This window comes from Pseudomonas sp. 2,4-D (genome assembly GCF_030418155.1).
GTDB classification, from domain to species: domain Bacteria; phylum Pseudomonadota; class Gammaproteobacteria; order Pseudomonadales; family Pseudomonadaceae; genus Aquipseudomonas; species Aquipseudomonas alloputida.
Genome location: NZ_JAUHUI010000002.1, coordinates 210,529 through 222,839, shown reverse-complemented (window position 1 = coordinate 222,839; position 12,311 = coordinate 210,529). Strand labels below are relative to the sequence as shown.

At 63.4% G+C, this 12,311-nt stretch carries 12 protein-coding genes and 1 riboswitch; of the genes, 9 read left to right on the top strand and 3 right to left on the bottom strand.

What is annotated here, in order from left to right:
- The first annotated feature begins 137 nt into the window (after positions 1 to 137).
- Positions 138 to 1,454 (top strand): hypothetical protein, encoded by a 1,317-nt coding sequence (locus QYE47_RS03265; protein ID WP_014591582.1) that lies wholly within the window; start codon positions 138 to 140, stop codon positions 1,452 to 1,454.
- A gap of 114 nt (positions 1,455 to 1,568) precedes the next feature.
- On the opposite strand, the gene calA is transcribed toward QYE47_RS03265, so the two are convergent.
- Positions 1,569 to 2,621 carry a vanillin reductase gene (calA, locus tag QYE47_RS03260; RefSeq protein ID WP_014591583.1) on the bottom strand — a complete coding sequence of 351 codons (1,053 nt, stop codon included), beginning with the start codon at positions 2,619 to 2,621 and terminating at the stop codon, positions 1,569 to 1,571.
- A 181-nt stretch (positions 2,622 to 2,802) separates the two neighbouring features.
- Between calA and QYE47_RS03255 the strand changes: the two genes are divergently transcribed.
- Complete coding sequence (locus tag QYE47_RS03255) at positions 2,803 to 3,708, top strand: AraC family transcriptional regulator (protein WP_070384040.1); 906 nt, start codon at positions 2,803 to 2,805, stop codon at positions 3,706 to 3,708.
- Between the two features lie 42 nt (positions 3,709 to 3,750).
- Here the strand turns inward: QYE47_RS03255 and QYE47_RS03250 are convergent, their stop codons facing one another.
- Complete coding sequence (locus QYE47_RS03250) at positions 3,751 to 4,350, bottom strand: TetR/AcrR family transcriptional regulator (protein WP_070384041.1); 600 nt, start codon at positions 4,348 to 4,350, stop codon at positions 3,751 to 3,753.
- A gap of 91 nt (positions 4,351 to 4,441) precedes the next feature.
- Between QYE47_RS03250 and QYE47_RS03245 the strand changes: the two genes are divergently transcribed.
- The 4 genes from QYE47_RS03245 to QYE47_RS03230 all read left to right on the top strand — a co-directional run bounded on the left by QYE47_RS03245 (position 4,442) and on the right by QYE47_RS03230 (position 9,163).
- Positions 4,442 to 5,038, top strand: a complete 597-nt coding sequence (locus QYE47_RS03245) for an NAD(P)H-dependent oxidoreductase (RefSeq protein WP_070384042.1) — start codon at positions 4,442 to 4,444, stop codon at positions 5,036 to 5,038.
- A gap of 121 nt (positions 5,039 to 5,159) precedes the next feature.
- Entirely contained in the window at positions 5,160 to 5,666 is a 507-nt protein-coding gene (locus QYE47_RS03240; protein WP_070384043.1) for a sigma-70 family RNA polymerase sigma factor, read from the top strand.
- Complete coding sequence (locus QYE47_RS03235) at positions 5,663 to 6,637, top strand: FecR family protein (RefSeq protein WP_070384044.1); 975 nt, start codon at positions 5,663 to 5,665, stop codon at positions 6,635 to 6,637. The genes QYE47_RS03240 and QYE47_RS03235 overlap by 4 nt, the downstream gene beginning before the upstream one ends.
- 93 nt (positions 6,638 to 6,730) lie before the next feature.
- Positions 6,731 to 9,163, top strand: coding sequence for a TonB-dependent receptor (locus QYE47_RS03230; RefSeq protein ID WP_301158886.1), 2,433 nt, complete (start codon positions 6,731 to 6,733; stop codon positions 9,161 to 9,163).
- A gap of 7 nt (positions 9,164 to 9,170) precedes the next feature.
- On the opposite strand, the gene thpR is transcribed toward QYE47_RS03230, so the two are convergent.
- A complete protein-coding gene (gene thpR / locus QYE47_RS03225; protein ID WP_014591590.1) occupies positions 9,171 to 9,716 on the bottom strand; it encodes an RNA 2',3'-cyclic phosphodiesterase in 546 nt (181 codons plus the stop codon).
- Positions 9,717 to 9,874: 158 nt separating this feature from the next.
- Here thpR and lpxO point away from each other — a divergent pair, with 158 nt between their 5' ends.
- From lpxO to QYE47_RS03210, 3 genes are all read left to right on the top strand, one after another.
- Positions 9,875 to 10,774, top strand: coding sequence for a lipid A hydroxylase LpxO (gene lpxO / locus QYE47_RS03220; protein ID WP_014591591.1), 900 nt, complete (start codon positions 9,875 to 9,877; stop codon positions 10,772 to 10,774).
- Positions 10,775 to 10,892: 118 nt separating this feature from the next.
- Positions 10,893 to 11,237, top strand: a complete 345-nt coding sequence (locus QYE47_RS03215) for a carboxymuconolactone decarboxylase family protein (RefSeq protein ID WP_014591592.1) — start codon at positions 10,893 to 10,895, stop codon at positions 11,235 to 11,237.
- 78 nt (positions 11,238 to 11,315) lie between these two features.
- Entirely contained in the window at positions 11,316 to 11,885 is a 570-nt protein-coding gene (locus QYE47_RS03210; RefSeq protein ID WP_003250500.1) for a GNAT family N-acetyltransferase, read from the top strand.
- 155 nt (positions 11,886 to 12,040) lie between these two features.
- Positions 12,041 to 12,249: riboswitch (cobalamin riboswitch) on the top strand.
- The last annotated feature ends 62 nt before the right edge of the window (positions 12,250 to 12,311 follow it).

Sequence of the window (12,311 nt, the reverse complement as noted above, 5' to 3'; positions counted from 1 at the left end):
AACGTACGTTTTGTTATGGATAGGAATGCCCGGCATGGTACGCGTCAAGCTGGGGCCTCACAACCGCAGGGCAGGCAGAAGGAGTACCATGCGCGCTTTGTGTGAAACGCGCGTGCAACAAGGAGCCCGATCCGCTCATGGACAAGCAGCACCCCCAGCAGCAGTGGCAGCAGGCAGTCATCGCCTATGCCCAGGCCGTCAACGACTACGTCGCGCAGGGCCGTGCGCACGGCTGGGACAACCTCGAAGAGCCGCAGGCACCCGCCACCGAACACCTGCTCGACGCTTGGCTGGCAGCCCTGCAGGCAGCCAACCGCCCTGGCATGGACGAACCGCAGCGTCAGGCATTTCGCGAGGCCTGGCCACCCGCACACCACCCCTTGATACCTATGCTCGAAGACCACGGCCAAGGCATCAGCCATGTCCTGCTGCTGGAAGATGGCAGCCTGCTGGCCCGCATCGGTATGCCTTACGACAAGGGCCAGGTGGTGCGTATCGATCACCATGGGGTAACCCCGGTCATCGGCATCGAACACTTTGGCCGTTGCCCGGCGCGGCGCTATTTCGCCCTGGCCAATGCCGAGGGCGTGCGTGTGACCGATGGCTGGGGCGGCCCGCAAGTGCAGCGCCTGGCCTGGCCTACGGGGCTGGAGGGGTTGCCGCCAGGTTACCCGTTCGAGCCGTTCGACCTGCCGCCCACACCGACCGCGCTGATCCCCTTCCCCGATGGCCAGCGAGTGCTGCTGGTGAGTGCCGAAGGTATCTTCGTGCTGGCCACTCAAGGTGCGACTCGCCTGCTGCCACAGCAGGCACGCGTGCTCGATGAGCTGGCCGAGGGCACCGACCCGGACGACATCAGCCTGGGGCTGAGCATGGAGCATGGTGCGGTGTCGGCGGATGGCCGGCTGATCGTCGTGGGTGAGCAAGGCAGCCGACACCTTGTTCTGGACGAACGACTCAAGCCGCTGGCGCACATCGGCCCGGGCAGTGAATACCCGCACTTTGCCTTGTTCAACCGCGCCGGTGACCAGTTGATCGTCAATGCCTGCCATTTCTACAGCGGTGCCACGCTGGCCGTGAGGGTGGCAGACCTGCACGGGCTGGATACCGATTACTACAGCCAGGACCCGCGTACCCCGCTGGTGCAGGATGGTGCAAGGGTGTATGCGGGGGTTGCGCGCGATGGCGAGTACATCGTAGGGGATGCCTATGGCTACCTGCGGGCGTTTGGCGAAGAGGGTACGGAGCATTGGCAGCATTACCTGGGATCGACCATCAGTGCGATGGATATCAGCGCCGACGGACAAACGCTGGTGGCGGCGAGCCATGCGGGGGTTATTTCGGTGATTGCGCTGGATAGCGGGCGGCCCGAGTGGCAGATCGGTACCGGGGCGCACGGCGAGGTGCGGCGATGGTTGTTCTGGAAGGGCTGGGACAAGCCGATGGCCTGGTAAAACGGCTGCATCGGTGCTGCCTGCACGGGCCCCTTCGCGGGCAAGCCCGCTCCTACACAGGGCGGCGTAGGAGCGGGCTTGCCCACGAAGAGGCCCGTGCAGGCAACCGATCCATCAGCCCTGTAACGTGGCCATGTCGATCACGAACCGGTACTTCACATCACCGGCAATCATCCGCTCGTAGGCCTGGTTGATGTTGCGGATATCCAGCATTTCGATATCGCAACGGATGTCGTGCTCGGCGCAGAAGTTCAGTACTTCCTGAGTCTCGGCAATGCCCCCGATCAACGACCCCGCCAGCACCCGGCGCTTCATCACCAGGTTGGCCGCATGCAATGCCGGGTCGATCGGTTCGATCAGGCCGACCAGGATGTGCACACCGTCGAACTTCAGCGTTTCCAGGTACGGGTTGAGGTCGTGCTGCACCGGAATGGTGTCGAGCAGGAAATCGAAACGGCCAGCAGCGGCGCGCATCTGCTCGGCATCGGTGGAGACGATCACATGGTCGGCCCCCTGGCGGCGCGCTTCCTCGGCCTTGGCCTGAGAGCGCGTGAACAGGGTCACTTCCGCCCCAAGGGCCTTGGCCAGTTTGATGCCCATGTGGCCCAGGCCGCCCATGCCGAGGATGCCGATCTTGTGACCCGGGCCAACGCCGTGGTGCTTGAGCGGCGAATAGGTGGTGATGCCGGCACACAGGATAGGTGCAGCGCTGGGCAGGTCCATGCCGGCCGGTATGCGCACCACGAAGTGCTCGCTGACCACGATGCTGCTGGAGTACCCCCCCATGGTGTTGCTGCCGTCGACCCGGTCCGGGGTGGCGTAGGTCATGGTCGGGCCCTCGAGGCAATACTGCTCCAGGTCCTTGGCGCAGGCTTCACAGGTACGGCACGAGTCGACCATGCAGCCGACGCCTACCAGGTCACCGACCTTGTGCGCGGTGACCTTGTCGCCCACCGCCGTGACCCGGCCGATGATCTCGTGGCCCGGCATCAGCGGGTACACTGCAATGCCCCATTCGTTGCGCGCCTGGTGGATGTCGGAGTGGCACACGCCGCAGTACAGGATGTCGATGGCGACGTCATCCGGGCGCGGGCTGCGGCGTTGGAACGTCATGGGGGCCAGGGGGCTGGTGGGGGTTTGAGCGGCGTAACCGATGGCGGTATACATGCAGGGCCTCGCAGTGAAGTGAAACGATTCAGGCGACGCATTCTGCGCGTCGTTCGCCGCCTCGCCCACGGCTGATTCTCCGGCATGCATGCCTGATTCTCCGAAGGAGTCATCTAACACCTGGCGCCACGCCCTCAATCTGCGATGATCAAACTGTCTGATTCTCTGCCCTTGGTCCACCATGCAACTGACCCGTCACGTCGACGCCAATGCGCCGCTTTGCGCACTGATCCGCAGCCTCGCCACGCGCCCAGGCTTTGTGCCCACGCACCTGCCCCAGGTACAGGTGCTGAGCTGGGACCACTATGTGGCCAGCAGCCCGCAGATCTACGAACCAAGCCTGATGATCCTGGCCCAAGGCAGCAAGCTGGCGCGCCTGGGGCCGCGCACCCTGGAGTACGGCGCCGGGCATTACCTGGTGCAGGCGTTGTCGGTGCCGTTCATGTGCGAAACCTTCGCCACCCCTGACGCGCCATTGCTGGGCGTGGCGGTGGACATCGACCGTGGCGTGCTAGGTGAACTGGTGCAGAGCATGGGCCTGGTGCCGGACGCTGCAGTACAGGCGCAAACACCGCAATCGATGACCTCCGCAGCACTGGATGCGCCAATGCGCGAAAGTGTGGAACGGCTGCTGCACTGCCTGCAGGACCCGCTTGACGCCAAGGTACTGGGCCCGGCGCGCGTACGCGAGGTGCTGTATACCGCGCTGCGCGGCCCGCAGGCCGGTGTGTTGCGAGCACTGGTGGAGCAACAGGGGCACTTCGCCCGCATCGGCGCCGCCCTCGCCCACCTGCGCGAGCACTACGCCGAGCCTCTGAGCGTGGAGGCACTGGCCGCGCGGGCCAACATGAGCGTTTCGACCTTCCATGAACACTTCAAGCGCTGCACCGACATGGCACCGATGCAGTACCTCAAGCGCTTGCGGCTACTCAAGGCGCAGCAGATGCTGATCGGCGAAGGCCTGGGAGTAGCGCAGGCAGCGCACCGGGTGGGCTATCAGAGCACCTCGCAGTTCAGTCGCGAGTACAAGCGCCAGTTCGAGCGCAGCCCGGGGGATGAACAGCCCTATCTGAGCTTGCCTGTGTAGCGAAGCCAGTTTATCAAGCATGCCCACACAGTGGTCGGCGCTTCATGTTTGCCGTTCGACCATGGCGATAATTGCGGCCTTGAGCTCAGCCTTGGCCTGCCCGGCCTCCAGTTCCCCTGCTGCAGCCGCCTGGGACAGTGCATCCGCTGCCCCCACCAGCAGGCGCATGCCGGCAACCCCTACATTGCCGCTGGGCGAAAACCCGGCCAAGGCTTCACGGCACTTGTCCAGGAACGGCTGCTCGTACGCCCGCTTCAGCGCCTCCATTTCCGGCGACCCGGCCAGCGCTGCCGACACCCCAGGTATCTCCCGGCCCTGGCTCATTACGCAGTCCACGTAGGCCTCGGCGATCACCCGGGCGCGGCTGGCCAGGCTGGCTTCACAGCTGGCCAACGCTCGCGCCAGCATCTGCGACTGACGCGCATCGTATTCCTGATACAGCGCCACCAGCAGCCCGTTGCGGGTCTCGAAATGGTCGTAGACCACCGGCTTGGTCACCCCCGCCTGTTCGGCCAGGCGGCCCAGGCTCAAGGCATCGGTACCCTCCTCCCGCACCAATTGCCAGGCCATATCCACCAACTGCCTGCGTCGGTCGTCGCGGCTCAGGCGCTTGCGGGAACGTGCTTGATCATCGCTTGACATCGATTACCTACCAAAAGTAACTTACTAATCGTAACTTACCTGGAGTATATAACGCTTCAGGCCACCCTGCATCCTTGAATGGAGAGCCACCATGCACGCTCTTATCGTCGTCGGTCACCATGACCCGCAATCCCTCACCCACGCGCTGGCCCGGCAGGTTGCCGACGGCCTGGCCAGCGTCGGCCACAGCAGCGAAATCGCCGACTTGGCCAGCGAAGGCTTCGACCCCCGCTTCAGCCTGGCAGACCATGCCGTGCACCGCCGGCTGGCAGCACCGCCGGCCGATGTACTCAACGAGCAGGTACGCATCGAGCGCGCCGATGCCCTGGTGCTGGTCTATCCGATCTACTGGTGGTCGCTGCCGGCCTTGCTCAAGGGCTGGGTCGAGCGGGTATTCAGCAACGGCTGGGCGTTCGACTATGAAGGGGGCACCACGGTCAAGAAATTGCGCGGCATGAAGGTTCACCTGGTCGGCATTGCAGGTGCCGATACAGGCACCTTCGAGCGGCATGGCTATGGCGAGGCGATGCGCGTGCAGATCGAGCACGGCATCTTCGACTATTGCGGCGCAGAAGTACTCAGTTCCACATTGCTGGATGACAGCGAAGGGTCTGACCAGCTTCCCCACTTGCACCACGCACACGCTTTGGGCAAAAAACTGTTTGCAGATTGCCAGGCCGCAGCCTGAACCGGCGCAGTGCCGCTACTCAAGTAGCGGCAGCCTCGGTTCTGCAAGCCACCCATTGCAGGAAATCAGACGACCCGGCTACCATTGAGAACGATTCACACTCACAGCCGGAAGCCAGGCGTTGGACAGCACATCGACCCGTAAACTGGGCTTTTTCTTCAGCGACCACCATCGCTGGTTGCTCCAGCACATCCAGAAACGCCTGCGCAACCACACCGACGCCGAGGACACCGCCGCCGAAACGTTCTGCCAGATGCTCAGCGCACGTGTCGACCCAGACAGCATTCAGCAGCCTCGCGCCTACCTCACCGTCATCGCCCGTCGGCTGATCTTCGATCGCCATCGCCGTCGCCAGCTCGAGCAGGCCTACCTGGAGCACCTGGCTCTGCTGCCTGAGGCCGTAGCGCCATCAGCCGAGGAGCAACTGCTGCTGATCGAGTCCCTGGTGAGCATCGATCAGGCACTGGACGGCTTGCCGGCAGTCGTCAAAGCCACCTTCCTATACAGCCAGCTCGACGGCATGCACTACGCCGACATCGCGGCAAAGCTGCAGATCAGTGAACGCTCTGTCAGCCGCTACATGAAACAGGCGCTGCGCCAATGTTACCTGTGCGAGGTGCAGGCATGAGCAGGCCTGCCTTGGACCGGGTCAGCGAGCAGGCCATCGACTGGATGGTCGAGCTCAGGGCCGCTACGCCTGACCCGGCGCTGCTGCAACGGGTCAGGCTGTGGCTGCAGCAAGACCCCGCTCACCAACAGGCCTGGAACCGCCTGGAGCAACGCCTTGGCCATCCGTTCGCGGCGTTGCTCGCCCTGGATCAGCGGTCCCCTGGCCAAGCAGCAGAGGCACGCCGATTGCTGATGCAGCCTACTCGCTCACGGCGTGACGTAGTTGGCGTCATGGCCAGTCTGGGGCTGTTCGGCGCGGCGCTGTGGGGTGGATGGCGCAGCGACACCACCCAAGGATGGCTGGCCGATTTGCACACGGGCCTTGGCGAGCGGCGCAACTTTACCTTGGCAGACGGCAGCCGCCTGAGCCTGAACAGCGCCAGTGCGGTCGACGTGCAGTTCGATGCCGGACAGCGCCTTCTGGTGCTGCGTCACGGCGAGTTGCTGATCCAGGTTGCGCGCGATCCGTTGCGCCCCTTGCGCGTGCGCACCGCGCAAGGGCAAGTGCAGGCGTTGGGGACGCGGTTTCTGGTCAGCCAGGAGCAGGACGCCACACGTGTTGTGGTACTGCAGCACAGCGTCCGCGCCAGTCTGGCCAATGGACAGTGGGCGGAGCTGCAGCAAGGGCAGGCTGCCCTGCTACGGAACAACACCATAGAACGCCTGACAGGCGAGCAACAGCAACGTGCTGCATGGCTGGAGGGCCGCCTGGAGGTCCTCGACCAGCCTCTGCATGTGGTGATCGACGCGCTGCGCCCCTACCAGCGCGGCTACATCCGGCTCGCCCCCGCGGCACGCGATCTGCGGGTGCAGGGCGTATTTCATCTGGACCAGCCACAGCAAGCGTTCAAGGCGTTGGCCGAGGCCCTTCCAATCAGCGTGCAGCGCTATGGCCAATGGCTGATGTTGATCGACCTGAAATCCGCCTGATAAAAATATTTATCAAAATCATTCGCAATCGTGGCAAGTTTTCTTTGCTCATCCCACATACCTCCTGACAGCCACTTCATTCGGGAGTAATCCGTGTACAACCCCTTGCCCCGCGCCCTGCCTCTGGTCGCTGCCCTGGCCAGCTTCAACGTGCTTGCCCAGGCGCAGACCCAAGTGTTCGACCTGCCACCCGCCAGCCTGGCTCACACGCTCAACCGCATCGCCAGCCAGAGCGGCCACATCATCGCGCTGGAGCCAGCACTGGTGCGCGGCAAGCAGGCACCTGCCGTGGTCGGCCACATGAGTGCCGAGCAGGCCATGCAAGCTGCGCTGGCCGGTAGCGGCTTGCAGTTGTGGGTTTCCGCCGAGGGCCATTTCAGTGTGGCGGCTGGCAATCTGGGCAGCGACGTCATGGAACTGGGCAGCACCAGCATCACCGACAACTATGTGGGTGCAACCAGCGAAGGCACCGGGTCGTATGCCGCCCGCGCGGTGACCCTGGGCAAAGGCACGCACACCCTCAAGGAGATTCCCCAGTCAGTCACCGTCATCACGCGCAAGCAACTGGATGACCAGGGCATCACCGACTTGCAGGACGCGCTTAACCACACCACGGGCATTGTCGGCGCGCAGGGCATTGGCCCTGGCGTGGTCGTGACCTCGCGTGGCTTTCAGATTGATGACTGGCAATACGACGGTGTGCCAATTACGCGAAACAACTATTCGCTGGGCAACTGGGCAACCCAGGACCTGGTGTTCTTCGACCGGGTGGAAGTGCTGCGCGGTGCTTCGGGCCTGTTGCAAGGCACCGGCAGCCCAGGTGGCGCAATCAACCTGGTGCGCAAGCGTGGCCAAACGGCGCCGGCCGTTACGCTGACAGGCAAAGCTGGCTCCTGGGACCACTATGGCCTGCAGCTGGATGCCGGCGGCCCGCTGACGACCGACGGCCGTGTGCGCGGGCGACTTGTCGCTGACGAGGACCAAAGCGACAGCTTCATCGATTATGTCTGGAGCAAAAACCATTCGCTGTACGGCTCGCTGGACATCGACCTGACCGATGCGACGACAGTGGGCGGCGGCATAAGCTACAACCGTCAGCAGTCCCGGCCGATGCTACGCGGCCTCCCACGCTACGCCAGTGGCAAACCGGTCGACCTGCCGCGTTCGACTTACACCGGCGCCCGCTGGAGCCGCGCAGAAACCGACGTCACCACGTACTACCTGGACCTTGAACACCGCTTCAACGATGACTGGACCTTCAAGGCCGCAGCCGTACGCATGGATGAAACCAACACATCCACCCACCAGCGCGTGCAAAGCACCCGCCAGGGCGTTGCGCCTGACGGCAGCGGCATCACCTACGCCGACTGGCTCACCGATTTTCACTCGACCAAGCTGGGCCTGGACATGAACGTGGTAGGCCACTTCAACACCGGTCCCCTGGCCCACGAAATCACCGTGGGAGGCAACTATTCCAAACTGACGTCGGATGACGCCTATTGGCGCAACTTCGACGCCGGCGGCAACATCTTCGACATCGACCATGACCGCCCGGAGCCCAGCCGCGACAGCGTATTCGATGGCGACGCTGCACGCTCCAACAGGGCCAGCTACGACATCCGCCAGAAGGGCCTGTATGGCGCCTGGCGCATCAAGCCTACCCAGGATCTGACCTTGATCCTCGGCACGCGTGTCAGCTGGTTCGACTACAGCTGGGATTCGATCGACTTCGAGAGCCTGACCGACACCGGTACCCGCTACCCCACCAGCCGCATGACCGAAACGGGCCAAGTCACCCCTTATGCCGGCTTTGTCTATGGCCTGACCCGCGAATGGGCCTGGTACGCTAGCTACACCGACGTGTTCGTACCGCAAACCGAACGCGCCGTGGGCAATGCGCCGCTCAAACCGGTGATCGGCAGCAACTACGAAACGGGTTTGAAGGGCGAACTGCTCGAAGGCCGGGTCAACGCCTCGATCGCACTGTTTCGCTACGACCAGGAAAACCGCGCCGTCACCGACGTAGCCTCGGGCTTCGCCTGCGATGACTGGTACTGCTCCACCGCAGCGGGCAAGGTGCGCAGCCAAGGCGTTGAAGCCGAAATCAGCGGCGAAGTGCTGAGTGGCCTGCAGCTGTTCGCAGGCTACACCTACAACACCACCAAGTTCCTCGATGACCCTGACGAGAAAGGCCGCACCTTCAGCCAGTGGACACCCAAGCACATGCTGCGTGCATGGACCGATTACACCCTGCCACTGGACGGCCAGCGCTGGAGCACCGGCCTGGGCTTCACCACCCAGAGCCACACCCTCGGCTACGAGCGTACCTACACCGTGCCTGGCTATACCGTGTGGAGCGCACGCCTGGCGTACCAGCTAACCCCCGAAGTGAACCTTGCCGTCAACGCCAACAACCTGTTCGACAAGAAGTACTGGGTTGCAGGCTTCAACCAGCTCAATGGCAGCAACAACTATGGCGAGCCACGCAACTTCATGCTGACGGTGAAATACACCCCGCAACTCTGACCCCGGGTCAGCCTGCCAGCGGCCACTGCGCCAAGGGCCGGTAAGCGCCCTTGCGCGACTCGTAAAGCGTGAAGTGGCGCGCGCTGAGGTAGAACTCCGGCGCGCTGCTGGCCTCGGGTGGTTGCCCGCGGTAATCCCTGGACAGGGTCAAGTGTGGCCGATACTCACGGTTGGCCGCCTCCCCCCCCAACGGCAGCAGTGCCTGCTGCAAGCCGTACACCAGTTGCAACAGGGCTGGCGGTGTCTGCTGTGGCTCCAGCACCAGCGCGCCGGCCCGCTGCCACACCTGCAAGCGGTCAAGCAGAAGCCGCGGTGCCATGGCCGGCAGCGCCAGTTGATCGACTGCCGCACAGATCGAAGGCACCTGGGCGGTATCTACATCGCCGAGGAACAACAGCGTGACGTGGAAGTTGGCCGCCGGCACCGGTTTGCCGCTGCGCAGGTTCAGCCCGCGCCGCCACTGGGCCAGGTCACGGCGCTGCGCGTCGCTGACCGGCAAGGCGAAGAACAGCCGCTTGAACGGGCTACCGCTGGGACGTATATCCTGAACCATACAAACTCCCTGACATGAAACGTTTGCGCAAGGCGGTAGGGTATTACACCAATGTCGCCCCGCAGTTTCATAACAATAAGTACAAACTACCCCCATGATTGTTTATGCTGGCGGGCTCATGCCTCGGAGCATGGCCATTTTTCGACAAGTAAACGTCCATGAAAATTGCACTCGTACTTATCTTCGTCTTCTCGATCGCCTATGTTCACCTGCGCGGTCGGGTTCGCCACAAGCTGACTCGCCAGCTGGGCGACCACTCCAGCTTCCTGGCCCCGATCAACACCTTCCTGTACCTGTTCTCCAAACACCCGGCCAAGCCCTACCTGCCGGTCGAGGCCTTCCCAGAACTGAAACCGCTGCAGGACCACTGGCAGGAGATCCGTGAGGAAGGCCGCCAGTTGCTGCACGTAGGCGAAATCAAGAAATCCGACAATTACGATGATGTCGGTTTCAACTCGTTCTTCAAGACCGGCTGGAAACGTTTTTACCTGAAGTGGTATGGCGAAAGCCACCCGTCGGCAATGGCCCTTTGCCCGCGCACGACCGAGCTGTTGCAAGGCATCGGCACGGTCAAGGCCGCCATGTTCGCTACCCTGCCTCCGGGAGCCAAGCTGGTGCGCCACCGTGACCCGTATGCCGGCTCGTACCGCTACCATCTGGGCCTGGACACGCCGAATGACGACGGCTGCTACATCGACGTGGACGGCGAGAAATACGCGTGGCGCGATGGTGAGGGGGTGATCTTCGATGAAACCTACATCCACTATGCGGCCAACACCACCGAGCACAACCGCATCATCCTGTTCTGCGACGTCGAGCGCCCGCTCAAGTACCGCTGGGCAACTGCGTTCAACCGCTGGTTCAGCCGCAACGTGATGGCCGCTGCCGCAGCGCCCAACGATGCCAGCGACAAGACCGGTGGCATCAACCGCCTGTTCACCCGCATCTACAAGATCCGCGAACGTGGCAAGGCGCTGAAAAAGCGCAACCGCATGCGCTACTACCTGGAAAAATGGGCAGTGGTCGCGGCGTTGGTGCTGGTGTTCATCTACATCTGAAGGCTCAACGCAGGCCACTGTACGAGTGGCCTGCGTTTACCCACCAAAGTACCGCCTCGCACGTGCCACGCTTCGACTAGCCTGAAAGCTCCACTCGCAACCCTCCAAGGTGAAGACGATGAGCATGATGGACTGGGACGCCTACCGTAAGCAGTTGATGGCCGGCATCGGCGATCTCAAGCAACTCTCCCCCGACACCGTAGCCGGCTACATGACCGCCAGCGGTGCAGGCGCCAAGACCAACCACCTGGATGCCAAGACCCGCGAGCTGATCTCCTTGGCCGTGGCTGTGACCACCCGCTGCGACGGCTGTATCGCCGTGCATTCGCAACAGGCCGTCAAAGCGGGTGCCAGCCGCGAGGAAATTGCCGAGGCCCTCGGCGTGGCCGTGGCCATGAACGCCGGTGCCGCGCTGGTGTACTCGGCCCGCGCAATGGACGCGGTGGGCAAGGCCAACGGTTGAGCACAAACGGCGTCGGCGCCCTTGCGCGACGGCGCCGCGCCACCCACACTGGGCGGCTCACCCCGCGCAGGAACCCGCATGATCCACATTCGCCCCATGACGCCGGAAGATTTCGATCGTTTCTGGCCCACCTTCCAGGCCATTGTCCAAGCCCGTGAAACCTACGCTTTCGACCCGGCGCTGAGCTTCGAGCAGGCCCGCCAGCTGTGGCTGGAGCTGCCCTTGCACACGCTGTTGGCCGAAGAAGATGGCGAGCTACTGGGGTCGTATTACCTCAAGCCCAATGCTGCCGGGCCTGGTGCGCATGTGGGCAATTGCGGCTACATGGTCTGCGAACAGGCGCGCGGCCGGGGCGTGGCGCGCTTGATGTGCGAGCACTCGCAAAAGCTGGCGCGCCAGGAAGGCTTTCTGGCATTGCAGTTCAACTCGGTGGTAGCCACCAACGCAGTGGCCGTGGCGCTATGGCACAAGCTGGGCTTTGAAACAGTCGGCCGTTTGCCCAAGGCCTACCGTCATGCCCGCCTGGGGCTGGTGGACTGCCTGGTGATGTACAAATGGCTGGCGGATGAGCCGGTGGTGGAGAAGCCGCCGCTGCTGATCGGGCGCAAGAACATCGAGGCACGGGTATCGCGGCGCCGCGGGCGCTAGCTTTTCAGGCAAGCCTGCCTCCCCAGCCAACTCATCACGCTGGGGCCTGATGTTCTTGCCGAATGGGGCTCCGGCGCCGAAAGAACGCACAACCTGTTGTTTTTTCTCAGCATTCACAGCACACCAACATTTGACGCCCCAGCCTTTCAATGGTCAGATGCGCGTCAGTTTCAGGTGCCCTGCGCCGCCGCGCGCAGGGTGAAACGGGAAACCGGTGCGTCGTGTTGCCCACGACAAGTCCGGTGCTGCCCCCGCAACGGTAAGCGAGTGAACCCTTCGAGATACCACTGTGCTCAAGCATGGGAAGGTGAAGGTTTCATGCCCCTCGCAAGCCCGGAGACCGGCCTGGAGCTTCACTTGGCAACCCGCGGTGGGCGGGCGCAGGCCGGAATCCGTGCGCGCGCCTGCCTGCATGGTTCGCCTTTG